Source organism: Paraburkholderia denitrificans, assembly GCF_042655705.1.
Classification (GTDB): Bacteria; Pseudomonadota; Gammaproteobacteria; order Burkholderiales; family Burkholderiaceae; genus Paraburkholderia; species Paraburkholderia denitrificans.
Genome location: NZ_JBHSMP010000038.1, coordinates 175513 through 199111 on the forward strand (window position 1 = coordinate 175513; position 23599 = coordinate 199111).

Consider the following 23599-nt stretch of genomic DNA (forward strand, 5'->3'; position numbering starts at 1 on the left):
CGGGAAGCCAGTCGAGTTCCTCTACAGCCACGCATCCCGAGCGTGGCAGCGAGCGAACACACAGGAGGCAAACGTCGCCCCCGTCGTAGCAGGCGCATCGAACATACCGACCCGGCAATTCAGTTTCATGATTGGCGCCTGCCTCGTATTACGCGTCGAATCGGCTTAATCGTCGTGGTCGCCGCGGTCGTGCCACTCGCGCCATTGGTGCTCGCGACGTTCTCGCCATTCGTGTTCCCGCCACCTGCGTGCACGCCAGTCTTCGTAGCCGGGATAGCCCATCGCATACGGAACGGGCGCGTAGGCGACAGGTGGTGGCGGAGGCGCAACGTACACCGGTTCGGCCGGGGCGTAGATGACGCCTGGTACGCCAATCCCCACGTCAACGTCCACGTGCGCGCTTGCCGCCGTCGACGCGACCAATGCGGCCGCGCCCAATACCACGCCGAGAATCGTCTTGTTCATTTTCGCCACTCCTGCCGTCCGTTGCGTGCGTTGTTGGTGAGCACGGGTCGGAGTGTAGGTGGCGGACCTCGGAAAAGGTGAAACGGCGTTGCGAGATTCGTAACCGGGCGTATCAGGAACCCGGTCTGGTATCACCGTCGTGAACCTCGCGCCGGAACGCCGAACCGAACCGTTCACGATCGAGTTCGACGGTCGAATCTTCGACGACCTCGTCGAGGAGTGAAGTTTTCCTCGTTTCCTCGTTTCCTCGTTTCGTCGCGACTGGACACCCGCCGTTCGACCTTGTCCTGAAGCATCAGGCGGGGGTGAGTCGCGTGTGATCCATGCAGTGCGCAATGATCTTGTAGAGAAAGACGAAATAGCCGAGGCCGAACGTGACGATCGAGATGATGGTCCAGATCACGGTCTTGCCGGTAATCGTTGTGAGGTCGATCGTGCATTCCAGGCGGCCTGTAACCATGCCGTTGGGATTGACGGTAACCGTTTTGTTGATGACGAACCGATAGAGGTAGTACGGATAGACGAACATGGCGAGGCCGAGTGTGATGAACATCAGCAGAATCCAGATGACCGCGTGGCCGATGATGTCCGTGATGGTCAGATTCGATTTCAGGGAAAGGTTGGTCATGCTTTTCTCATGCGTGGTTGAAATAGGACGAATCTTAGAAAAAGAAACGACTAATACATAAAAACTATGGGTGCGGCGAGAAAATAGCCGCTTTCGCGGCTGCACGGGTTATGCGGTTCGACTTGATTCGTTGTGCTAAGACCGATTTCAGGCCATGTGAGGATGAACGCGAGAATTTACATGACGACGGTACCGCGTGCAATGGCGAAGAAGTTCGCACACGCAAGTGACGTGCAGACTACTGGGTGGTTTGGTTAATTCTCACGCGTCTGCCCAGCGCCGCAACAGGTTGTGATAGATGCCGGTGAGCGCGATCACGCCCGCATCGGCGCCGCTTTTTTCGGCGGTGAACTGCTGGATCTGCGTATCGAGCTGGAACAGCAGCGCGCGCTCGGCATCGTCGCGCACCATGCTCTGGAGCCAGAAGAACGCCGCGATGCGTGCGCCGCGCGTGACAGGCGTCACGCGATGCAGGCTCGATGCCGGATACAGCACCATGTCGCCTGCCGGCAGTTTCGCGCGATGCTCGCCGAATGTGTCCTCGACGCACAGTTCGCCGCCGTCGTAGTTTTCCGGTTCTTCGAGAAAGAGCGTCGCCGATAGATCGCTGCGGATGCGGAAATCGGTGCCGCGCAGCAGCCGGATTGCGTTGTCGACGTGCGTGCCGAACGCTTCGCCGCCTTCGTAGCGATTGAAGAGCGGTGGGAAAACCTTGAGCGGCAGCGCTGCGGAGAAGAACAGCGCATTGCGTGCGAGCGCATCCTGAATCGCTTCGCCGACCGCGCGCGCGGCGGGCGAGCCTTCCGGCAATTGACGGTTGCGCTTCGCGAGCGCGGATTGCGGGCCGGACGTGACGTTGCCGTCCATCCAGTCGGCGGCATCGAGTATCTCGCGGCATTGCGCGACTTGCGCCTTGGTCAGCACGCCGGGGATATGCAGCATCATGATGCGGATTCCTGAAAGGGCGAAGGGAGCGAGGAGGCCGCTGCCCGAAACGCGGCGACGGGCGACGTGGCCAGATGCGCGCGCATCTTCTCGATGAACGCCGGGGTGGCCGTTTGCGGCACGCGGGCGATCCATTCGAGCGCTTCCTCGATGCGGCCGCACGCGGCGAGGCAGCGCGCGTAGTTGAACTGTCCGCGGAAATCTCCGGCGACGGCCGCGCGCCGGTAATGATCGAACGCGCGGTCGAACGCCGTGCCGGGATCGGCTTCAACGACCCAGCCGTCCTCGTAGAAGCTGCCGATCAGGTTGATCGACTTCGCATGGCCGAGTGCGGCGGCCTTTTCGAACCACGCGAGCGCTTCGGCGCGGTTTTCGTCGACGCCGTTGCCGAGCGCGAGTGCCGTCGCGTAGTTGTACATGCCCCAGTCGAGACCGGCGCGCGCGGCGAGGCGGAACCAGTACACGGCGACGCTCGCACACGCGGCTGTGCCCCAGCCGTGCTCGTAGCACCGGCCGACCATGTTCATCGCCATCGGATGATCGGCGTTAGCCGCGTGCTTGAACCACGTGAGTGCGGCGGCGGGGTCGCGCGCGACGCCGCGCCCGTCGAGCAGGATTTGTCCGTAGATGGCTTGCGCTTCGACGATCCCGTTCTCCGCCGCCGCCGCGATCCACGCCGCCGCGATCTCGGGGGGCCCCGATAGCGCGGCGGCGAGCCGGTCCGGCGATGCCGATGCGAGCGTTGTTAGCGAAACCGTCCGCATCGGTCAGTAGCGCGCGTTGAGCGTGACGAATGCCGAGCGGCCCGGCGCGATCGACGCGTAGTGCGCGGGATACGCCTGGTCGAAGTACGTGCGGTTCAGCAGGTTCTGCACGTTCAGCTGCAGATCGAGCCGCTTGTTGAAGCGGTACTGCGCGGTCGCGTCGAAGCGCCAGTACGAGGGCACCGCGCGCAGGTTCGCCGGGTCGCCGAAAACCTTCGACATGTAGAACGCGCCGCCGCCGATCGTGAACTGTGGTGTCACGTCGTAGTTGGTCCACATCGTGAAGCTGTGCTTCGGCGTGTTCGGAAACTGATGGCCGTTGTTCGCCGCATCCTTGCCGTTGTCGCGCAGTTCGCTCTTCATGTAGGTGTAGCCGCCGAATATCTGCCACGCGTTCGTGAGCTGGCCTGCGACACCGAGTTCGAGACCCTGCACGCGTTTGCTGCCGACCATCGCATATTCGTTGTTCGGCAGCGTCACGCGCGCATTGGTCGTATCGATCTGGAACAGCGCGCTCGTCAGCGACAGCTTGTTGTTCAGCACGTCCCACTTCGTGCCGAATTCGATGCTGCGGTTCTTTTCGGGCGCCATCTGGTCCGCGTTCGCGCCGACGCCGCCACGTCCCGGTGTCAGCGACTGTCCTTCCAGGCCTTCGCCGAGCAGCATGCCGGCAGGCGTCGACGATGTCGCATACGACGTGTAGACGCTGCCGTTCTTCGCCGGTTTGAACACGAGGCCGACCTGCCAGTTAACGAGCGTGTCGTCGCGCGTGTACGTTTTCGAGCCGTTCGCGCGGGTGTCGGTGAAGCGGGTCGAGTAGTCGTCGATGCGTGCGCCCGCATTGATCTGCCAGCGTTTCGTCAGTTCGACCGTGTCGAATCCGTAGATCGATTTCGTCGTCGTGCGCGCGTAGGCCGGGTCGTTGTTGCGCTTGATCGAGCCCGCCCACGGATCGCCCGGATTCGGCGACCACAGGCTCGTGCAGTTATAGCCCGACGCGGCGCCGATCCCGTCCTTGCAGATCGCACCGGTTCCGGCTGCCACCGTGTACGGATCGCGTCGGCCCGATTCGCGGGAGAACTCCAGGCCGGTCGTAAAGCTGTGCTTGAACGGACCGGTCATGGCCTCGCCGAACAGTTCGGTCTGGTTCGCGGCGCTCCACACCGCGCTGTCGCGGTTGTTGCTGCGGCGCCAGACCATCCCGTTGACGACGTTGCCCTGGCTGTCGTCGGGCTGCGTCCAGAGGTAGTCCTGGGTCGATTTCGTGTAGCGCGTCATGTTGCGCACCGTCAGCGACGACGCGATGTCGTGCTCGATCTTCACGGTGCCGATGTCCGAGGTGGTGTAGCGGAAATCGCGGTTGCGCAGCCCGTAGAAGTTGTGGCGGTCGACGTTCGCCGGATAGATCGTGTCGACGTTCGCGGGCTTGTTGGCCGACGTGTAGAAATACGGGATGCCGCTATCGGGCGTGTCGTTGGTCGACAGGTGGTAGTAGCTCGCGGTCACGCGGGTCGGCGTGCCGAGGCCGAATGCGACGGACGGCGCAACGCCCCAGCGGCTGTTGTCCACCACGTCGCGGCCGGCGACGTCGCTGTCGTGGCGCAGCAGGTTCAGGCGGAATGCGGCGTGATCGGCGAACTGCCAGTTGCCGTCGGCGGTGAAGCGGCGGTAGCGGTCCGTGCCGAGTCCGACGCTGCCGGAGGCGGCCGTGCCGGAATGCGGCGCCTTGGTGACGGTATTGATGCTGCCGCCCGCGCCGCCGCGGCCGCCGTATGCGCCGTCGGAGCCCTTGGTGACTTCGACGCGCTCGGTATTGAAGATTTCACGGGTAGTCGCGCCGATATCGCGCATGCCGTCCACGAACATGCTGCCCTGCGTGTCGTAGCCGCGGATGAACGGGCGGTCGCCGAGCGGATTGCCGCCTTCGCCCGCGCCGAACGTGATGCCGGGCACGGTGCGCAGCGCCTCGGTGAGCGTGGATGCGCCGCTGCTCTGGATCAACGCTTCGGGGATCACGGTGACGGACTTGGGCGTATCGACGAGCGGCGCGGTGAATTTGGCCGATGACGCGAATTCGGTCTTGTAGCTGTGTTCGGCCTGGCCCTTGACTTCGATCGGTGCGAGCTGTCGTTCGGCGTCGACGGTGGACGTTGCGGTGCTGTCCTGCGCGAACGCGGGGCTCGCGGCCAGTGCGCCGAATAGCGCGGTGAATTTTCCGAGCTTGATCTCGTCGGAATGCGGTCTCATCGATGGGTTTCCCTCGTGTGGCTTTGGCGGATGCGGCGGATATAGCGGATGTGGTGGGAGAAGCAATCTGTCAGAATGCGTCTCCCGTCGCGAATCATTACGAAAAGCTTTCGGGTGGGATTCTAATTAAAATTTTGGTAAATGAGAAGCGTTCTTGTTTGGATGCAAAAAAGGCGGCGCCCTGGGAGGCTTGCGGACGGTGCGCGCACCGGGCAGACGATCGGCGGGAAGAGCGGGAATCGAAGCGGCTGGCGTACCGCCTTCGCGGTCGCGGAGGAAACGTGGATTTATCTCGCCCGGCGGTCATCGCTGACGTAGCCGAGGACGTTGTAGATGACAGTCCACGAAGGCCTGCGCGGCGTCGCCGTGCCGGGCGTTGCGCCGCACCTGATCGCCTTCCTCAGTAACCATCGCAAGCAAGGAGTGCAGTAATGAAAGTAGAAGACCTCATGACGAAGCGCATCGTGACGGTGGGTTTCGATGACACGCTGGAAACGGTCAGGGAGATCTTCAAGGAAGCGGCGATTCATCACCTGCTGGTTCTCGAAGACGGGGCGCTGCAAGGCGTCGTGTCCGATCGGGATCTGCTGCGCGCGTTGAGCCCGTTTATCGACAGCGTGGTGGAAACGCGGCGCGATGTGGGTACGCTGAACAAGCGCGTGCATCAGATCATGACCCGCACGCCGATTACGCTGCATCCCGACGCCGACGTGGCGGAGGCCATTCAGTTGTTGCTCGCGCATTCAATCTCCTGCATTCCGGTCGTCGACGACAAACGCAGGCCGGTGGGGATCGTGAGCTGGCGGGATCTGCTGAAGGGCTATGCGACGGTGCTGAATCTACCGAACGCTGAGGAAGCTATGGACGCTGCGGACGCGGTGGCGTAACACCAGGCAAGGCGACTGCAACGACGATATTGCGCGGATCACGCGCTTCGAATCGGGTTGATTCATCGAGTGATCCTGTATGACGAATTCGATAATGCCGTGAGCGAAATCATTTCGGATCTTTTGAAAAAATGTCCCTACCGCGCTCGCGGAAAGCAGACGATATCCGAATGAAATACAGGCACAAGGGACATGTAATAAGGCTTGCGAATTTGCTGCGCAATGAATGTCCAGTTGTGCATCGCATCAGTCGGGAAGCGAGTCGGCAATCCTGCACATCATTATGCGTTTATTTAAGAGCTGGTTCGCCAAACAGCCTGATCTCCTTGACTTGTGTGATATATCGTCGCATACGATAAAAAGTGCTCAAGCCTTTGTCATTCGAACCGATATCGTATGTAGTGGTTGTATTGATTTCTGGCCATCGCCACCGCGAATGGTGCCGTCACTCGATCGGCTCCATGCCGCGTTTCGCCAGACAGTGGCGAGGCGGCAGGTGCCCGCACAGAGCGGCGGCGTTTCCACCGAAAATCATAAAAAAACCATGAAACTGTCGTTTGTGCGAAAACCCTGGTTACCGCCCGTGCTGAGTTGGCCTCGATTTTACGGAGCGTCGATTCATCGCATCTTTTTTCATACAAAAGAACGCAGACTGGAAGCGTGCATGGCTGACGCGATCGGTATTCAGCCGGCCAAAGCGGCACCGGCCGGTCCGGTCGATACGTGGAACAGCTATTAGGTCCCCACACGAAACACACGTAATTGCCCGCTGTCGCGGGTTCGAGTCGATACCTGCTCTTGCCATGTTTGCCGGGGTGCGAATGTGCGCAAAGCGAGGGCAACTCTGGAGGCAGCCCAGCGATGTTCACCCATGCTTCTGAAGCTCCCCCCGGCAGCGTACCTAGGGATGACGAGGCGCAGCTCTACGGCCCGACGTGGACTGACGCCCTGAGCGCGCTAGGCGAAGCATTGCAGCAACATGCAGCCGATATCGACAAGCGCTTCTATGAAGGTGTGATGCGCTTGCCGAAGTCGAGACACATCCTGGAAGCCCTGTCGAAACCGGAGGTCGAGCGTCTCAGAGCGCAACAAACCCAGAGTCTGCACGCACTCGCCGCCCCCGATCTGACTGCCGCGACTCACCGTGCGACGGCGTTGCGCGTCGGGCGTGTCTGCGCCGTCATGGGACTGGATCAAGAGGAACTGATCCGGGTTTGGGGGCTCGTGTTCGCTGCCGTTCACCGTTACGTCGATACGACTGCGCATGCGGAAGCGCTCCGGGTGTTCGCGCGCCGGCTCACGCGTGAACTGGCCTTGCAAGCGCAGGCTTATCAGTGTCTGCAGAGCGCAAGGCAGGACGTATTGCTGCGTATCACGCGACTCGCGTGGAATACGGAGAGCTATACCGACCTCATCCGCAATGTCATTGAAATCATCGGTGCTCACGACGAGGTGACGGGCTGCTCGGTGGGGCGGCCGGACCATCGAGGTGTTTTCCGGTTCGAGGCGGCATCGAAGAATATGGCGTCCTTCATCGCGGATATCGAACATTCCAAGCAGTTGCAGATCACGGCGACCGACGACGATCCTCATGGGCAGGGCTCGATTGGCCGGGCATGGCGCAGCGGGAGGGCGGAACACCTTCTCAGTTACGAAACGGATCCCCATGGCGCGCCCTGGAAGGATGTTGCGCTGAGTAAAGGCGTTCGCTCCGTCGTCACGATTCCCCTGAGCGAGCCGGGACGTGCTCCGATGGCCGTTCTGTCCTTGTACAGTGCCCTGGCAGGCGGATTTACCGGCGCGGATCAGCGGGCTTTCGTCGAATTGCTGCAAACGCTGCTCGCATTCGCCGTATCGCGAATCGAACATCTGGGAGGGCATACGCGTACCGTGCCGATTGCGACGCGGCAAAGCTGGGCGACGCTGCTCAGATCGGACGCGCTGCAGATGCACTACCAGCCGCTGCTGGATCTCCGGACCGGACGCGTCACCAAAGTCGAGGCGCTCGCGCGTTTGCAGGAGGGCGATCGATTCCTCGCGCCTGGCGAGTTCTTCCCCGCGCTGTCCTCGGATGATTTTCTGGAACTGTATATTCGCGGCTTGGGGCAGGCGCTGTCCCATCGGGATCGCTGGCTGAAAAGCGGAATCGATCTGAAAGTGTCGGTGAATCTGCCGCCCAGCGCGTTAAGCGATGTCCGCTATTTCGACGCCACGCAACAGGCTTTGCAAGAGTATCGATGCGAACCCGGCACGTTGACGCTGGAAATGCTCGAAACCGACGCCACGCTGCCGGGCCTCGACGGGGCGCGCGAATTGGTGAAATTCAAGGCGCTCGGCATCAACCTGGCGGAAGACGATCTCGGTTCCGGGCATAGCAGCCTGCATCGTTTGCGTGAATTGCCCTTCGACTGGATCAAGATCGACCGGAGCATCGTGAGCCTGCCCGGCACGGACGCTCTGGATGTACTGCGTTTTATCTATCAACTAACGCGGCTGGGCCACTCGCTCGACAAGCGTGTGGTCGTCGAAGGCGTCGAGGGCGAGGATCTGCTGGAGGCGATCGCGCTTCTCGGGGTCGATACCGCCCAGGGCTACTGGATCGCTCGTCCCATGCCGGCGCAGCAGGTGGTCGCATGGATGGGAAACCAGCCTGGCGCGTGCGTTTCGCAGAATCCGAAAACGCCGTTGGGAAAACTGGCCCGCTTATTGATCTGGGAAGAGCGTCTGCATCTGATTTCCGAAGATCAGACGGCTTTCGAGCGGTTGGAGAAACTCTTCAAGGCGGCCGGCAACGCGGCAGTTCCGGCGGTTTCAACGTTGGCGCACCAGGATCCGGGTTGCCTGACCTGCTCGTTCACGAATTTCTTTGTTGAAATGGCGTCCATTCTGGAGAACGAGTCTGGAGATTCGGCACTACCTCACGCCTTGATCACGGCTGCGATGCAAAACGGGCAACGCAGTGCGGATTATCGATTGGCCCGTCGGCAGCTGATCGATTCGATCATGTTGGGCGCAGTGTAATTCGGACATTCAAAGGACTTATGTTATACCTGACTGACCTCATTCCGGGGGAGCTGGAAAATTCGGAATACAAGTGGTTGGTATCGCCGCGTCCGCATCTGGGTCTGTTGACGCGGCGACGCGCCAATACGATCGTCAATCGCGTTCGTCTGCTCGCGTTCCTGTTTGCCGTTTTAACGGCGGCGTGGAGCTGCGTCGACCTGATCGTGTTTCCGTTCGATCTGTGGTTCAACCTGGCGCTGATTCGTCTGGTCGCCTGCACCGCGTTCGCCGGCCTGTTGCTCTATCGCCCCAATGGCAATCTGCTCGATGCTTACCGTGCGATGGCGCTGTTATTCGCAATCCCAACGGTTTTTTTCGTGGCTTCGTACACGCTGCTCGGCCATCACAGGCTCACGGGGTTGTCGGCGGCTATCAGCGTCGGTTACGCGTTTTTGCCTTTTGTGCTGCTTGCGGGATTGTCGATTTTTCCGCTGACGATGCTTGAAACCCTGTTTTTCGCGGCACCGATCCTGTTCGCCCAGATGATCGCGGGTCTCATGCGTTGGGCCGGTATGGACTGGCCGTCGTTTGCCGGTGAATTCTGGTTGCTCGTTCTGATCTCCGGTGTTTCGACATTGGCGGGCATGAGCCAGTTGGGCTTCATGATCGGGCTGGTCCGGCAGGCAGTCCGCGATGCACTAACCGGCGCGCTCTCGCGCAGCGGCGGCGAAGAAGTGCTGGAACTGCAATGCAGCATCGCTTCTCGCAGCGGCGTAAAACTGTCCGTTGCTTTTGTCGATCTGGATCACTTCAAGAATATCAACGATCAGTTCGGGCACGAAGCGGGCGACACCGTGTTGTTCAACATGGCCGAAATTGTTTTCCGCAATCTGCGGCGCGGCGACATGCTCATCCGTTGGGGCGGCGAGGAATTCTTGCTGGTCATGCCCGATACCGGCCTCGCGCACGCGGAAGCGGCACTGGCGCGCTTGCGCAAAAACGGTTTCGGCGTCACGCCAGGCGATACGCCGGTAACGGCGAGCATTGGCGTCGCGGAGCTGGTGGCGGATCATGCGAGCGACTGGAAGTCGCTGCTCGAAATCGCAGATCGGCGCATGTATCGCGCGAAGCAAAACGGCCGCGATCAAGTCTGCAGCCGGGACGAAGAGGTTGCAACGAAGCAGAAGCTCTCGCCCGTGCCATTGGCGCAGACAGAGACAAGCTTGTGAGCCGTGCGGCTTGCCGGGGCTGTTAGCCGCGTGTTGTAGCCGTGCGTGTTTTAGTTGTTCGTGTCGGCGGTTGACTGTGCGACGCGGTGGTTTATATGTCAACGCGCGCCAATGCGTGTCAATGCGCACCGCTGCCTGCGGGATCGTCGGGAAGCGGGGCGGCTCCCGTGCCGCCGAGTCCCGTTTCCCATGCATATCGAAACAGTTCGGCGTCGCGGGCGATGCCGAGCTTGCGCATGGCGGTGACTTTCTGCGAGCTGATGGTCTGCTTGCTGCGATTGAGCTTTTTCGCAATCTCGCCGATCGACATACCCGAAACGTAGAGCCTGATCACTTCCACTTCGCGCTTCGACAATTCTGTGCGCTCGCCCGCGGGGTTGCCGGTGGGCTTTGCCGCCAGGTCCTGGCGCAGGCCTTCGCTCGGAAAATAGACGGCCTGTGCGTACACGGCGTGAATCGCGGAAATCAGCCGGTCGAGGTTATCGGTCTTGTTGATGTACGAATGGACGCCGAGCCGCGCGACTTCACGCATGATGGCCGGATTGTCGACCGTCGTGAACACGACGATTTTCAGCTCGGGATAGCGGCGACGCAGATAGGAGAACAGCGCCATTCCGTCGCCATAGGCTCCGTGCGGCATGGCGTAATCCGCCACGAGCACGTCGCACGGGACCGTGTCCAGCAACTTGATGATCTCGCTCGAATTCTGCGCCGTGCCGGTGACCTTGATGGTTTTGACCGAATCAAGCGCGTACTTGACTCCGGCGACGAGAGCAGGATGGTCGTCAGCAAGCACGACGTGGATTTGCATGACAAGTCCCTCGATGGGAATTATGGACAGAGTTCTTGGGACTATTGGGCCAAGTATAGCGTTTGCGCACGCCGTGATCACTTTGAATGCTTCGATTCAGCGTTAGTTAACGATGGAAAATGGTCGTTCTGAAAAATAATCCGGCAATTTTCGTGCGGATGCATTAAATCTGCTGGGCAGGCACAAGGAACCGGATGACTGACACGTATTCAGGAAGACGGTGGTTGTTCCGATCCGGTTTCGATTGCCGGTAACAGGTGGCATTCGTAGATGCGCCGCAAGAGATCGACGTCGCGCACCACGCCCCATTTGTGCATTGCGCTGCGTTTCTGCGCGGCGACCGTCTGACGTGTGCGGTTCAGCCGCGTGGCGATCTGGGTCACGGTGAGCCCGGATGCATAAAGACGCAACACATCAAGCTCGTGTTTCGTGAGGAAATCGAGCGGCAGCGGGGGACCCGGAGCACGGGTGTCAGGCGCATTGGCCGTGTCGCTCCCATCGGACGGAATCCGATGGCACGTCGCGCGTATCGCTTCGATGAGCAATTCAGATCCCTCGGATTTTCGGACGATCGCGTGGACGCCGATTTTCAGCGCCGCGCGCCGAATACTGACGTGATCGCCGAGCGTAAAGAGCACGATCTGGAGCGCGGGGTAACGGTGGCGGATATCGGCGAGAAACGCGAGTCCGTCGCGATGTACGCCGACGTCCATCAGATAGTCTGCGACGAGGATGTCGCAGTGAGTGGTGGCCAAAATTGTCTCAAGCTCAGTCGAATTGCGGGCGGTTCCTACGGTTTTGAAATGGCCAAACTTCGATAGCACGAGTTCGACGCCAGCGAGGACGGCCGGATGGCTGTCGGCCAGTGCGATGTTGATCCCCATGCAGGCCCTTGGTTCAGTCAGCAGGCGCTGAGCTATCGGAAAAAAACGACTGTAGGGGGCTTGCTGCGATGTTTGGTTAGGATGCGTCCGAAGATGACGGCCTGTCTGGTAGGACTCGTCTGAATTTTTTCATTCCGAGATCGTGTACGCCATCCACCCTGGGTCAGTCGGCCGAGCAGGAAGTGGGGCGATCCGAACGCCAACGGAAGCGCATTCAGCGGCGCGTGCAGTTGGGTATTCAGCGCGAGCCGGGATCTAGAAAAGCTTCCCCTGACCCGAGGTCACGGTTTCGAAGTCGTCGTCGAGGAACGCAAGGATGGCATCCGCCACGGGCTGCAGCTGGCGGGCGAGATAGAAGCCGTAGTCGATGGGCGAGCTCAATGTTTCCAGCGGTTGTGGCCCGCTGGACGTCATGACGTAGCTGATCCACCCGCCGTTCTGGTACTGAAGCGGGCGGCCTTGATCGCGATTGAACGCGTCGGCCATGCGCGCGGCGCGCACGTGCGGCGGAACGTTGCGCTGGTATTCGCTCAACGGCCGGCGCAGCCGCTTGCGGTAGACGAGTTTGTCGTCGAATTCGCCCGCGAGCGTGCGCTGCACATAATCGCGAATGTAATCGGCATAGGGTTGGCGATGGAACACGCGGCCGTAGAGTTCCCGCTGGAACGTCTGCGCAAGCGGCGTCCAGTCGGTGCGCACGGTTTCCAGGCCCTTGAAAACGAGTTCCTCCTGGCCATTGGCCGCGAGACTGAGGCCCGCATAGCGCTTCTTGCTGCCTTCCTCCATGCCGCGCACGGTCGGCATGAGAAAGCGCCGATAGTGCCTTTCGTACTGCAATTCCAGTGCGCTATCGAGGCCGAAGAGCTGCTTCAAATGCTGCTTCCACCAGGCGTTGATGTGCTCGACGAGCGCATGTCCTTTCTGCCGCGCGTTGACTTCGGCGTGTGCGCCCTTGAGCCACACGAACGTCGAATCGGTATCGCCGTAGATCACGTCGTAACCCTGAGCCTCGATGAGCGCGCGTGTCTGGTGCATGATCTCGTGGCCGCGCATCGTGATCGAGGATGCGAGCCGCGGGTCGAAGAACCGGCAGCCGCTCGAGCCCAGCACACCGTAGAACGAATTCATGATGATCTTCAGCGCCTGCGACAGCGGCTTGTTGTGGTGGCGCTTCGCGCCGTCGCGCTCTTCAGAAACCTGGCGCACGATGTCCGGCAGGCAATGCGCCGTGCGTGAAAACCTGGCGCCGAGAAAGCCGGGCACCGACTGGTCGTCGTGCGGCGTGCGCAGCCCCTCGATGAGCCCGGCCGGGTCGATCAGGAACGTGCGAATGATCGACGGATAGAGGCTCTTGTAATCGAGCACGAGCACCGAATCGTAGATGCCGGGACGTGAGTCCATAACGAATCCGCCCGGGCTCGGCTGGCCCACGACGTCGCCGAGGTTCGGCGCGACGTAGCCGAGCCGGTGCATTTTCGGCAGGTACAGATGCGTGAAGGCGGCGACCGATCCGCCGCTGCGGTCGGCCTGCAAGCCCGTGACCGTGGCGCGTTCGAGCAGGAACGGCAGCAGTTCGGTTTTATCGAAGATACGCGTGACGAGTTCGCAGTCTTTAAGGTTGTAGCGGGCGAGGGCGGGTTTGTCTTCCTCGAAGCGGCGCTGGATTTCGTCCATGCGCTGATACGGGTTGTCGATGGATTTACCTTCGCCCAGCAATTCCCGTGCGACGTATTCGAGGCTGAAGGACGGAAAGCTCCACGTTGCGGACCGTAGCGCTTCGATGCCGTCGATGACGAGCCGTCCCGGCACGGAGGCAAAAAAGTGGTTTTGCTTTTGCCCATGCTCGCGCCATTCCATTTCGCTGCCGCCACGGCCGAGGCGCAGCGGCACGCCGAGTTGTTCGGCGTGCGCGCGCAGAATGTGCAGGTCGAATTGAATCAGGTTCCAGCCAACGATGGCGTCCGGATCGTGCCGCGCCATCCACGCGTTCAGCCTTTCGAGCATGGCGGCGCGGCTCGCGCAGTATTCGAGCTGAAAGTCGGTCTGCGGGTCGATCTGCGAGTCGATCTGCGGATTGTCGGCAGTTGCGGGGCCGAGCATATAGACCTGCCGCTCGCCGCAGCCTTCGAGTGCAATGGAGTACAGCTCGCCGTTCGCGCTGGTTTCGATGTCGAGCGAGACGAGACGCAGCGCGGGGCGATAACTCATCGCCGGTTTCATTTCGCCGTTGCGCAGCACACCGTTTTGGTCTGGCTCGCCTCGGAACGAAACCGGCGCGGTGATGAAACGCTCCATCATGTAGCGCTCGGGCGGGAGTACGTCTGCTTCGTAGACGTCGATACCGGCCTGGCGCAGACGCTTCTGAAGACCCAGCAACGCCCGATATTGGGCGCAATAGATGCCAAGTACCGGCCTGTGCTGAAAATCCGTCAATTCAAGCGTGCGCGATCTGAATGCCGGGTCGTTGTTCAACACGGCTTGCGCGCGCGGCAGTTGTTCGGCTGGGATAAAACAGACCGATTCCTGCGGGCGCAAGCGAATCTGGCGCGGCCCGTCATCGGTCGCCAGCCAGAATTCCACTTCGGTATGAGTGGGCGTATCGCGCCAATGGCGCGTGAGAATGAAGCCCTGTCGAAACCCAGTCAAAAAACAACCTCGCATGTCGGCACGTCTGCCGGGATTTTAACGCCCGTGGTGTATCGATTTGCCTGTTGAGATGGCGCGCTTGCCGATATCAAACGACTGAAAACCTGAAAGAAGATTGATTTCCGCTGTCGCAAGTTCCCTGGCAGGAAGCGATGAACTGGGCGCTTGCAAACGCGCAGGGTGCGGCGTTGAAAGTACTCATCAATGAGGTGAGGACGCTGATCGGCGAATCGACGGGTCACGTGGAGGCGGGTTCGAAGCTCGTCGCCGACGCTGGCAACGATTGAAAAGCTCGTGCGATCCGTACAGGATCTGGACGGCCTGATGAGCAAGATCGCGCACGCGTCGGATGCGCAGAAGAACGATATCGAACAGATCCATCGCGCCGTCGGTGAGATGGATAAAGCCACGCAACAGAACGCGGCGCCCGTCTAGTCCGTTTCAAGCGCGAGCGGCGCAAGTCTGCGCCGCTCGCACTCGGACATGGCGCTTCAATTGCCGAAATACAGATTGCAGAAGCTCGCCGGACCGACACAGCCCGGCGCGTGCATCGGCGAACCCGATTCAGACGACCCACCCGGCACGACGCCGCCAACGCCGCTGGCGGCCTGTTGCGCGCTGGAGTGGGCAGCAACTTTTGCTTCGGCTGCCTGGATAGCGGCAGGATAGCTCGCATCCTCTCCGGCGGAGATGTTGTAGCCGGCCTGTTGGAGTTCGACCAGTTCGGCACGCACCTGCGCACGTGTGACCGGCGCGGTGTTCTCCTGGGCAAACGACAGTGCGGGGCTGGCGACCACGGCGAGCGCGAGCGTGAAGTTCATGATCCTGTTCATGGTATGCATTCCTTAGTAAGCGATTCGGATTGAAACGATAAGAATCGTGTGTGTTCAGCTGCCGAAGTAGACCGCGCAATGGCGGGCGCTGGGATAGACCGCTTCGCCGACGAAGCGGCTGCCATCGGCTTCGGCATCGATGGTGGGTTGGCGCTCCTCGGCGCGGGACAGTTCGTGCACCGAGGCGGAGAACATTGCATGACGGACGGGCATGTTGTGCTCCTGCGAAGATGAACGGACCTGATGGTGAGAACGGTGTACGTTGTTTCGACTGGTCTCAGCAGGGTATACAGCGGCCCCCGACGATCTATTCCAGCTTTTTGCGCTGCCGTTACGTGCTCGTTCCGAACTTGAATATCAGATCAATTCGGTTCTGCGGTGAAAGTAAAAAAACCGAAGGCTATCCGCAAGGTCTGATGGGAATTTGTATGCGCACAAAAAAATGGCCCGCATGGTTGCGGGCCGATCCATGCTCGGGTGACATGGTGAAGAGAAAGGGGCCGACGTGTCGCTTTCGCCAAACATGTCGACGCACCTCACGCGCTCAGGTGACAGTGCAGCGCTGCGAGTGCTGAAGTTGGGTGATGAGTTGGGCAATCAGTCTGGCGATATTGCATACGCTTGACTCTAGCCACCTCGCACGCCGTGCACAGCTATCAGAACGAATAGGCTGCAACGCGTTCGTCACTCGGGCTATCCGCTGACCAGAAAGCAAACATTGAAAGCGATTTGCGGCGGTGGAGCACGCGCTTAATACGAGCGCTTAACGGCGCCAGCCATGTCCTCCGTAGAATCCGACGCCGACATCGACGGACGGCGCAGCGTAGTAACCGGGCGCATACCCGTATGCCGGTGCGTAAGCATAAGGCGGGGCGACCACGCATCCCGAAAGTCCGGTGGTCAATGCCAGCACTCCGGCGACTACGCTAGCGATTACACAAAGGCGTTTGATCATTGCATTTCTCCCATGACGCTATTGTCTGCGCCCTCGGCATTCATATTCGCAACGATGTGTGTCTAAACATTACGGTCCGGTATCTGACAAACGCTAACAAATAGCCAACTTGTTTTACAACAATAGAGGTGGATGCCACCGTGCACGCTATTGACAACCCTCTACCCCGCACGAGGCCTCATGAACGTGTTCCCGATTGTCGAGAGCGAATTTGCCTCGACGGTGATGGCTGTGCCGCCGCTGGCATGCCGCCACGATCTTTCGCTCGACGTCGACGAAAACCGCCGCCTGATCCGCCACATGGAAGCGGGTGGTATCCGCATGCTGCTCAATGGCGGCAATGCCAATCCCTATCATGTCGCCGTTAGCGAATACCGCGACTTGCTTGACATGCTCGCTGGGCTCACCGGCCCCGATACGCGCGTGATTCCCGCGATCGGCCCGGACTTCGGCAAGATGCGTGATTCTCGCGAACCTCGTGCCCGCGCTGCAGTTCGTGAGCCCGACACAACTCGTGTCGCGCGTGAAAGAGCAGAGCTGACCGGCAACGGCGGCCTTATCAGAAATACTCGGGCAGAAACACCTGGAACACCTGGAGCAAAGCAAGCTGAGCAAGAAACGCAAGACCCCCGAAGAACTGCGCAGCCATCGCTGGTATGGCGTGAACGATCTGCGTTCGTTTGGCCACCGCTCGCACACCGCGCAGATGGGCTACGACCGCGAAGAGTACGCGGGCAAGCCGGTCATCGCGATCCTCAACACGTGGAGCGAAATCAACCCGTGCCATACGCACTTCAAGGAGCGCGTGGAAGAGGTCAAGCGCGGCATCTGGGGTGGCGAGTGCTTCGGCATGCGGGGTCGCGAAGATCGCGGCGGCGAGCTATAGCCAGCTCAACCTGATCCAGTTGTACAGCCTGTCGAAGCGCACGCGGATTACGTGCTGGAAGCGTTCTAACGCGCCATCGGCGACGTATCGATCGGGGAGACCACCAGGATCGCATGGCCTTACTATCTCGCGATCTTCCGCGCGATCAATATCGTCACGTATTTCCCGGCGTTTTCCACCTGGCTGCCGAGTCTGATCAGCGGACATCCGGTGTTCTAGCCGCAACTAGATGTAAATGCGCGGTGCCACGGTGGCGCCGCGCGCTCATCCAAAGCGCACGCAATAAACCGGCGGCAGATGCGCCGAAATCAGATGCCAGCTTTCGCCGCTATTGTTGGACGTCCATAGCCCGCCCGTGGTCGATCCCATCGCGAGGCGCTTGCCTGACTCGTCGACAGCGAGCCCGTGCCGGTACACGAGGTCGTAGGCCGGTGCATCCGGCAACCCGTTCGAGAATTGTTCGAAGGTGCGGCCGCCGTCGCGCGTGCGCGTAACGACGAAGCGCCCGTCCACCGGAACCCGGTACTGATCTTTCACAGCCGGCACAAACCACGCCGTGTCCGGCTCGTGCGGATGCACGGCAACCGCGAAGCCGAAGCTCGATGGTTGCGCTTCGATGCGCTGCCAGTGCGCCGCGCCATCGGTCGAGCGGAAGATCGCGCAGTGATGCTGCGTCCACAGCACATCCGGATTGGCCGCGCATTGCACGACGCGGTGCGGGTCTTGCACGTTGGCATCGCCGCGCCGCTCGGGCGGCATATAGTCGGCCTCCATTCCCTCGGCACTCACGCGCCAGGTCGCGCCGCCGTCCGTACTTTGCCAGACGCCGCCGCACGAGACGCCAATCGTCACGTGATCGCTGTCGCGCGGATCGATCATCACCGAATGAATGCCGGGTGCGTCATAACCGCCGCCGAACCATTCGCGACGCTCGGGCTGGTCCCACAGCGCGCGGTTCAGCTCCCATGTATCGCCTCGATCGGCGGAACGGAAGAGCCCGCCCGGAATCGTGCCGGCCCACAAAACGCCGGGCTCGTCCGGGCCGCCAGGCTCGAGCGACCAGATCTGCTGAAGCGACCACGCAGGCGAGGGAGGAGTTGGCGCGGTCGCGCTCGTATCGTCCGTGCTTCCCTGATTGCCTGCGTTCGAGCCATTACAGGCATTAGTTGGCTCCGCGGGCTGAGGCGGGTAGACGGGGACCGCGCATTCTTCCCATTGCGCCATGCCCGCGCGGCGGCGATGCAGCTTCACACCAAAATGCCCGAGGTTGAGCGCGGCGTACAGCGAGCCGTCGCGCGGATCGAACAACACCATGCTCACCGGTTCGCCAATGAAGTGCGGCTCACCGAGCTTCCAGCCGTTCGCGCCATCGGCTTCCAGAATGAACAGTCCCTTGCGGGTAGCGACAAGCAATCGATCGCTCATGTCGAGTCTCTCCTCGATTCCGGATGGAATCCCTTATCCGCCCGATAGCGCCTGCACGACGTAAATCCTGCTTTCCTCGCCCAGTACATCGGACAGACGTTGCCGGTCGCGCACCGGATGTCCGTCGATAAATACGGCCAGATGCCGCCGCAGTAAGCCCTGATCGTCAAGGATGTAGCCGCGCAGCCTGGGCTGCTCGGCAAACACGGCTTCGAGCGCATCGTGGAGCGTGCGTGCGTCGATCTCACGCTCGGGTGTCGCGATATGCCGCTGAATCGATGCCGCGAAGAAGATATGCGCCATGGCGGGTCGCCGCGCGGGCGTAGCCGGGTCCGATGGTTCTGTAGTTTAGGCGATCTGCTGTTTGCTTCGAGACGTTGCACTGCACAAGCGCACAGGCTGCGCGTTATGGTGGCAGTGCGGAAAAGAAAAGGGATACGACGCCGGATTCCGATAGGCAACGCCGCGCGCGAAAATTGCGCAACGGAAACTGAAGGCAAGAAAAGCGCCCGAGTATGGGCACCTTTTACCTGTGCCGGAGAAATCGGCTTCGTGGCGCGGCGCACATGGTTCGCGTGCTATCAGTCTCCGCGTTTGCCGCGCGCTTCTGGCGGCGTGAAATCGATACTCGCGAATCCGCCGCCCTGGTAGCACTGCGCCACGGTATCGAGCGGATTTTCCTTCTTGAGAATTTCTTCGGCGTAGTCTTCGGCGTTTTGCTGCGGGCGATAGCCGAGCCGTTCGGCGTCGTTGTTCGCGCCTTCTTGCACACAGAAACTGCGCGTATTGTTCGATACGCCCCACACCATGGCGAAGCCGATTTCCGGCACGTTGACGACGCGGTCCACGAGCTGCATCAGATCGTCGTGGCCGAGCCACGTGCTCAGATAGCGGAACTCGATCGGCTGCGCAACGCAGCTGCCGGTGCGCACGCACACCGTCTCGATGCCGTGCTTGTCCCAGTAGAGCCGCGCGAGCGATTCGCCCCACGCCTTGCTGAGACCGTAGAAGCCGCCCGGGCGAAACGCGCAGTCGAGCGTCAGTTTCTCGTCCACCGGATACATGCCGATCGTGTGATTCGATGAATTCACCCGATATTCCCGTCAGCGACGCCGCGCTCGAACAATTGCGGCATGTTTCCAATGCGACACTCACCACGCAGCTTTTCAAGTGCGGTCTGCGCAACGTATTTCTTCAGGGCGTGAAACCGTTGGTTGTGCCCGCATCGGGTTCGCAGAACCTGGTCGGCCCGGCGTTCACGATGCGCAATATCCCGGCGCGTGAAAATATCAACCAGCTAAGCGCGTTCCAGAATCCCGAGCACCCGTAGCGTAGGGGCGTCGAAACCGTACCCGCTGGTGCGGTGCTGGTGCAGGATTGCCGCGGCGAGCATGCGGCGGCGTCGGTCGGTTCGATCCTCGCCACGCGCCTGAAAGTGCGCGGCGTGGCGGGCATGGTTTCGGACGGCCCGGTACGCGACAGTGCGGCCATTGCCGCGCTCGGCCTGCCGATCTTTTGTACGGGCGCATCGGCGCCGCTCAACCTGTCGAAGCATCACACCGTTGATCTGAACGTGCCGATCGGATGTGGCGGCGTCGCCGTGTATCCGGGCGACATCGTGGTTGGCGATGCGGACGGCGTCGTGGTCGTGCCGCGTCATCTGGCCGAGCAAGTTGCGCAGGCGGCGTGGGAGCAGGAAGAACTCGAACGCTTCATTACGTCGCGTATCGAAGCGGGTGCGCCGCTGCCGGGCACCGATCCGCCGAATGAGGCGACGCTCGCGGCTTTCGCCGAGTGGCAAAAAACCCGGCGTTGAGCGTAGTGAGGACGAGGCGATGACGATGGAAGCGGGGCACACATCGGTGCGGCGGCTGGAAGCGCGCGATGCGCGGCGCTCTTCGGTGGGCGAATGTCCGGTCTGGCGAGAGCAAGAGAATGCGCTCTACTGGGGGGACATTCCCGCGCAGATGCTCGTGCGCTGCGAGTTCGCCACGCAGAGGCGCACGGAGTGCGCATTTGCCCGAGCGTATCGGCTGGTTCGCATTCGCGCGTGACGGAAAGGTGCTGGCGGCGCTGGAAACCGGCCTGTTCGCACTGACGCTGGACGAACCGGCGCCGGGCGAAACGAGCGTACGTCAAGGCGCGATCGACGTGCACCGGCTTGAAGTCGTTGCGCACGCAACCGGCAACATGTGCTTTAACGACGGCCGCTGCGACCGCCTGGGACGTTTCTGGGCCGGGACGTTTCAGGACCAGGACGTCGTCGAGATCGAATCTGGCGCGTCGCGCCTGCTGTTTGCGCCACAGGCGGGCGGCCGGCTGCTGTCGTGGCGGCTGGATGGGGCGTCGGTGATTCACTGGCCCGATGCGGCCGACTGGAATCATCCCGCCGCGGTTCGCGGCGGCAATCCGCTGCTGTTTCCGTTCGTCGGGCGGCATCGCGTGAATGGCGAGATCGGCTGGTGGCGGGACGACCAAGGCGTCGTGCGCGCCGTGCCGTTGCATGGCTTCGCGCGTGATTTGCTGTTCACCGCGCAAGTTTCGCCGCAGGGTGACGCCGTGTGCATGACGCTCACCGATACGGAAGCGACGCGCGCGGTCTACCCGTTCGGTTTTCGCTTCGAAGCCGCCTACCGGCTCGTGGACGAAGCGACGCTCGATGTCGAGTTGACGACCGGAAACACGGGTGCGACGCGTCTGCCTTATTATGCGGGGCATCACTTTTATTTCACGTTTCCGCACGCGAGGCGCGGCGATTCGACGCTCACTCTGCTGCGCACCGTTGCACGCCATCAGCGCCCGGACGGCACGATCACGGATCCGGTTGAAGGCGCGCGGCGCTACACCTTTGACGATGCGCAGATTCTCGACCGCTTTCATTGCCTCGACGGCGCGCCCGAGGCGCCGGTTCGAATCGACATTCCGGCCTCGCGGCGCATCATCGAGATCGATTTGCAACGCCCGGAATCCGCGCCGTGGTACGCCGTGACTTCCTGGACGGAGACGCTGCAATCGGATTTTTATTGCGTCGAACCGTGGCTTGGTTTGCCCGATGCGATCCACAACGGCCTCGGTCTGCGCTGGCTGGAGCCGGGGCAAACAGAAACCGCTGCACTGCGCATCAGTCTGAGCGCCTGAGCTGTTGAGCGGCTCGCGTAAAAACGGCGTAAGTGCGCAGTGGCCGCAGGAAAGGTGAGCCAATGCATGCGTCATATGACATACAATTAACGACACCCCTGAACACTCACAGCGTACGTCTCACCATGGCTGAGCAGAAAGCGCCGAACATGCCGGCGCGGATTTACAGCGATATTCTCAATCGCATCATCGAAGGGGAATACAAGGAAGGGGAACGCCTGCCAACCGAGCACATGCTCGCAGAGCGCTTTGCGACCTCGCGTCCGACCGTGCGCGAAGCACTCGCGCAACTGCGCGCGGACGGCATTATCGCGACGCGCCACGGCTCGGGAACGACGGTGATGCGGCGGCCCGATCCGGATGTGCGCCGTTTCGCACCGCTCGAATCGTTGTCAGACATTCGTCGTTGCTACGAATACCGCGTCGTGGTGGAATCGGGCGCAGCCGCGCTGGCGGCGCAAAAGGCGGACGACGCCGACGTCGAGGCCATTCAGCACGAGTGGGACAACCTTCAGACGATCATCGAGACCTCGGGCATTGGCGCGAAAGACGACTTCGCGTTTCACCTCGCTGTGACACGGGCGTCGAAGAACCAGTTCTTTATCACCGCGCTCTCGTCGATCCAGGAGCAGATGGTGTTCAGCATGAACCTCTCTCGCAATCTGTCGCTCGTAAAGTCGATCGAGCGACAGCGCATCGTTCAGCAGGAGCACCTCGAAGTGCTCGAAGCGGTGCGCGGACGCGATCCCGAACGCGCGTCGCGTGCGATGCGCGTGCATCTGGAACATGCGGTCAACCGTATGTTCGGATCCTGACGAGCGGGATTGTTGCGCATGCAACGGCCGACTTGCTGATCGGCGGCGCTCAATGACTGAGCGTGATGCGCAAGAAAAGAGGCGGGAGCGGGAGTGAGGGGGCCGTCACGGGCGGGCTCCGCTTGCGCGTCGCCCGCCCGACTCTGACTCAACCCATTGATGCTTGAACCTTAGACGGTTTGCTTTGCAGCGCGCGAGGCCTTCGACACGGCCTTGGTGGCTGCCTGGAAGTTGCTTTCGGCGATTTCCACGGCTTCTTTCGTCGCCTTGTTCACCGTTTCATAGGCCGTGCTGGCGGCATTGAATGCCGACTTGATCGCGGCCACGGCGCTTTCCGAACCTGCCGGCGCATTCTTCGCGGCGTCTTCAACCAACGCTTGCACAGCGCGTTGCTGTTGCGCGAGCTGGGCTTCGGCGGCACGCGTGATTTCCGATTGCGTGGCGGACACGATGTCGTAGACCGCGCGGCCATATTCGAGCGCCTTTTCCACTGCGGGCTGCGCGAAGCCGGCCTGCAGTGCGAAGAAGCCTTGCGGATCCTTGGCGGACAGGGCGGCGTGAGCGTGCTCCTGGCTTTGTGCGAAGGCGGCGCGGGCGGTCTGGAGATTCAGTTCGGCGAGCTTCGCGGCGCCTTCAAACGCCTTGTTCGAGAGGCCGAAAAATACCTCGAGGTTGGCTTTCTGGGTGGCGGCGAATTGTTCGGGTGTCGGCAGAGTCATGTCTTCGTTCCTGAGGAGGAGCCGGTGCGGCCGGTTCCGGTTGGAAAGTGAGAAAACTTTTGTATCGATCACCGATTCGCGCGTTTGTGCGATGCAGCAATCTGAGTGAATGATAACGCGCCAAAATCGACTGTCAAGCAAAATTTGTGCGTCGCAGCAAATAGGCAATACGCTGATTTGTATGAAGAATATTTACCATCGCCAGGCCGGGATTTCGGATCGGAAACGGGGGCGGGGCGCGATGACAACGCGGTGTGATTTTGCCGTCCGGCGGGCGATTTCACGCGGGCCCCGCACCTTCTCGCACCAATCAAAACAG

Annotated in this window: 23 protein-coding genes and 4 pseudogenes; 12 read left to right on the forward strand and 15 right to left on the reverse strand. The window is 61.2% G+C overall.

Translation table 11 applies throughout. From position 1 onward, the window contains the following. Window positions 1-165: 165 nt before the first annotated feature. From ACFPTO_RS23380 to ACFPTO_RS23400, 5 genes are all read right to left on the reverse strand, one after another. Entirely contained in the window at window positions 166-465 is a 300-nt protein-coding gene (locus tag ACFPTO_RS23380) for a hypothetical protein (RefSeq protein WP_377715170.1), read from the reverse strand. Window positions 466-760: 295 nt separating this feature from the next. After that, complete coding sequence (locus ACFPTO_RS23385) at window positions 761-1093, reverse strand: DUF6693 family protein (protein WP_377715172.1); 333 nt, start codon at window positions 1091-1093, stop codon at window positions 761-763. A 261-nt stretch (window positions 1094-1354) separates the two neighbouring features. Further along, on the reverse strand, window positions 1355-2038 hold the full coding sequence (locus ACFPTO_RS23390; protein ID WP_377715174.1) for a Fe2+-dependent dioxygenase: 684 nt from the start codon (window positions 2036-2038) through the stop codon (window positions 1355-1357). Continuing rightward, window positions 2035-2802: a tetratricopeptide repeat protein gene (locus ACFPTO_RS23395; RefSeq protein WP_377715176.1), complete on the reverse strand. Its 768-nt coding sequence runs from the start codon at window positions 2800-2802 to the stop codon at window positions 2035-2037. Before ACFPTO_RS23395 ends, ACFPTO_RS23390 begins: the two co-directional genes overlap by 4 nt. A gap of 3 nt (window positions 2803-2805) precedes the next feature. Continuing rightward, the gene (locus ACFPTO_RS23400) at window positions 2806-5049 is read right to left on the reverse strand and encodes a TonB-dependent receptor (RefSeq protein ID WP_377715177.1); all 2244 of its coding nucleotides are present in this window, start codon (window positions 5047-5049) and stop codon (window positions 2806-2808) included. A 431-nt stretch (window positions 5050-5480) separates the two neighbouring features. On the opposite strand from ACFPTO_RS23400, the gene ACFPTO_RS23405 reads away from it, so the two are divergent. The 4 genes from ACFPTO_RS23405 to ACFPTO_RS23420 all read left to right on the forward strand — a co-directional run bounded on the left by ACFPTO_RS23405 (window position 5481) and on the right by ACFPTO_RS23420 (window position 10168). Further along, on the forward strand, window positions 5481-5936 hold the full coding sequence (locus tag ACFPTO_RS23405) for a CBS domain-containing protein (RefSeq protein WP_377715179.1): 456 nt from the start codon (window positions 5481-5483) through the stop codon (window positions 5934-5936). Window positions 5937-6372: 436 nt separating this feature from the next. Beyond that, complete coding sequence (locus tag ACFPTO_RS23410) at window positions 6373-6675, forward strand: hypothetical protein (RefSeq protein WP_377715181.1); 303 nt, start codon at window positions 6373-6375, stop codon at window positions 6673-6675. 122 nt (window positions 6676-6797) lie between these two features. Continuing rightward, on the forward strand, window positions 6798-8957 hold the full coding sequence (locus tag ACFPTO_RS23415) for an EAL domain-containing protein (RefSeq protein ID WP_377715183.1): 2160 nt from the start codon (window positions 6798-6800) through the stop codon (window positions 8955-8957). Between the two features lie 20 nt (window positions 8958-8977). Continuing rightward, window positions 8978-10168 (forward strand): GGDEF domain-containing protein, encoded by a 1191-nt coding sequence (locus ACFPTO_RS23420; protein ID WP_377715185.1) that lies wholly within the window; start codon window positions 8978-8980, stop codon window positions 10166-10168. A gap of 118 nt (window positions 10169-10286) precedes the next feature. On the opposite strand, the gene ACFPTO_RS23425 is transcribed toward ACFPTO_RS23420, so the two are convergent. From ACFPTO_RS23425 to ACFPTO_RS23435, 3 genes are all read right to left on the reverse strand, one after another. Beyond that, entirely contained in the window at window positions 10287-10979 is a 693-nt protein-coding gene (locus ACFPTO_RS23425) for a response regulator (RefSeq protein WP_377715187.1), read from the reverse strand. Between the two features lie 209 nt (window positions 10980-11188). Then, on the reverse strand, window positions 11189-11863 hold the full coding sequence (locus ACFPTO_RS23430) for a response regulator (RefSeq protein WP_377715189.1): 675 nt from the start codon (window positions 11861-11863) through the stop codon (window positions 11189-11191). A 255-nt stretch (window positions 11864-12118) separates the two neighbouring features. Beyond that, window positions 12119-14509 carry a DNA polymerase II gene (locus ACFPTO_RS23435; protein ID WP_377715191.1) on the reverse strand — a complete coding sequence of 797 codons (2391 nt, stop codon included), beginning with the start codon at window positions 14507-14509 and terminating at the stop codon, window positions 12119-12121. A 152-nt stretch (window positions 14510-14661) separates the two neighbouring features. On the opposite strand from ACFPTO_RS23435, the gene ACFPTO_RS23440 reads away from it, so the two are divergent. Then, window positions 14662-14796 (forward strand): hypothetical protein, encoded by a 135-nt coding sequence (locus ACFPTO_RS23440; protein WP_377715193.1) that lies wholly within the window; start codon window positions 14662-14664, stop codon window positions 14794-14796. A gap of 7 nt (window positions 14797-14803) precedes the next feature. Further along, window positions 14804-14944 (forward strand): hypothetical protein, encoded by a 141-nt coding sequence (locus ACFPTO_RS23445; RefSeq protein WP_377715195.1) that lies wholly within the window; start codon window positions 14804-14806, stop codon window positions 14942-14944. Window positions 14945-15000: 56 nt separating this feature from the next. Here the strand turns inward: ACFPTO_RS23445 and ACFPTO_RS23450 are convergent, their stop codons facing one another. The 3 genes from ACFPTO_RS23450 to ACFPTO_RS23460 all read right to left on the reverse strand — a co-directional run bounded on the left by ACFPTO_RS23450 (window position 15001) and on the right by ACFPTO_RS23460 (window position 16297). Next, entirely contained in the window at window positions 15001-15342 is a 342-nt protein-coding gene (locus tag ACFPTO_RS23450; RefSeq protein WP_377715197.1) for a DUF4148 domain-containing protein, read from the reverse strand. Window positions 15343-15396: 54 nt separating this feature from the next. After that, on the reverse strand, window positions 15397-15555 hold the full coding sequence (locus ACFPTO_RS23455) for a hypothetical protein (RefSeq protein WP_377715199.1): 159 nt from the start codon (window positions 15553-15555) through the stop codon (window positions 15397-15399). Window positions 15556-16105: 550 nt separating this feature from the next. Next, a complete protein-coding gene (locus ACFPTO_RS23460; RefSeq protein WP_293041385.1) occupies window positions 16106-16297 on the reverse strand; it encodes a hypothetical protein in 192 nt (63 codons plus the stop codon). 180 nt (window positions 16298-16477) lie between these two features. Here ACFPTO_RS23460 and ACFPTO_RS23465 point away from each other — a divergent pair. Beyond that, a pseudogene (locus tag ACFPTO_RS23465) lies at window positions 16478-16795 on the forward strand (dihydrodipicolinate synthase family protein); the annotation flags it as partial. Between the two features lie 109 nt (window positions 16796-16904). After that, window positions 16905-17183: a dihydroxy-acid dehydratase domain-containing protein gene (locus ACFPTO_RS23470; RefSeq protein ID WP_377715350.1), complete on the forward strand. Its 279-nt coding sequence runs from the start codon at window positions 16905-16907 to the stop codon at window positions 17181-17183. 264 nt (window positions 17184-17447) lie between these two features. Here the strand turns inward: ACFPTO_RS23470 and ACFPTO_RS23475 are convergent, their stop codons facing one another. From ACFPTO_RS23475 to ACFPTO_RS23485, 3 genes and pseudogenes are all read right to left on the reverse strand, one after another. Then, window positions 17448-18608, reverse strand: coding sequence for a WD40/YVTN/BNR-like repeat-containing protein (locus ACFPTO_RS23475; RefSeq protein WP_377715201.1), 1161 nt, complete (start codon window positions 18606-18608; stop codon window positions 17448-17450). Window positions 18609-18641: 33 nt separating this feature from the next. Further along, window positions 18642-18911: a MoaD/ThiS family protein gene (locus tag ACFPTO_RS23480; RefSeq protein WP_377715203.1), complete on the reverse strand. Its 270-nt coding sequence runs from the start codon at window positions 18909-18911 to the stop codon at window positions 18642-18644. A gap of 278 nt (window positions 18912-19189) precedes the next feature. Continuing rightward, a pseudogene (locus ACFPTO_RS23485) lies at window positions 19190-19693 on the reverse strand (Rossmann-fold NAD(P)-binding domain-containing protein); the annotation flags it as partial. Here ACFPTO_RS23485 and ACFPTO_RS23490 point away from each other — a divergent pair. From ACFPTO_RS23490 to ACFPTO_RS23505, 4 genes and pseudogenes are all read left to right on the forward strand, one after another. Next, a pseudogene (locus ACFPTO_RS23490) lies at window positions 19690-20424 on the forward strand (ribonuclease activity regulator RraA). The pseudogenes ACFPTO_RS23485 and ACFPTO_RS23490 sit on opposite strands and share 4 nt — an antisense overlap. Before the next feature lie 145 nt (window positions 20425-20569). Then, window positions 20570-20825: pseudogene (locus ACFPTO_RS25190) on the forward strand (hypothetical protein); the annotation flags it as partial. After that, window positions 20799-21746: an aldose epimerase family protein gene (locus ACFPTO_RS23500; protein ID WP_465262963.1), complete on the forward strand. Its 948-nt coding sequence runs from the start codon at window positions 20799-20801 to the stop codon at window positions 21744-21746. The pseudogene ACFPTO_RS25190 and the gene ACFPTO_RS23500, both read left to right, overlap by 27 nt. Window positions 21747-21871: 125 nt before the next feature. Next, entirely contained in the window at window positions 21872-22561 is a 690-nt protein-coding gene (locus ACFPTO_RS23505) for a FadR/GntR family transcriptional regulator (protein WP_296663550.1), read from the forward strand. Window positions 22562-22731: 170 nt separating this feature from the next. Here ACFPTO_RS23505 and ACFPTO_RS23510 read toward each other — a convergent pair whose 3' ends face one another. After that, a complete protein-coding gene (locus ACFPTO_RS23510; RefSeq protein WP_377715207.1) occupies window positions 22732-23280 on the reverse strand; it encodes a phasin family protein in 549 nt (182 codons plus the stop codon). Window positions 23281-23599: the final 319 nt, after the last annotated feature.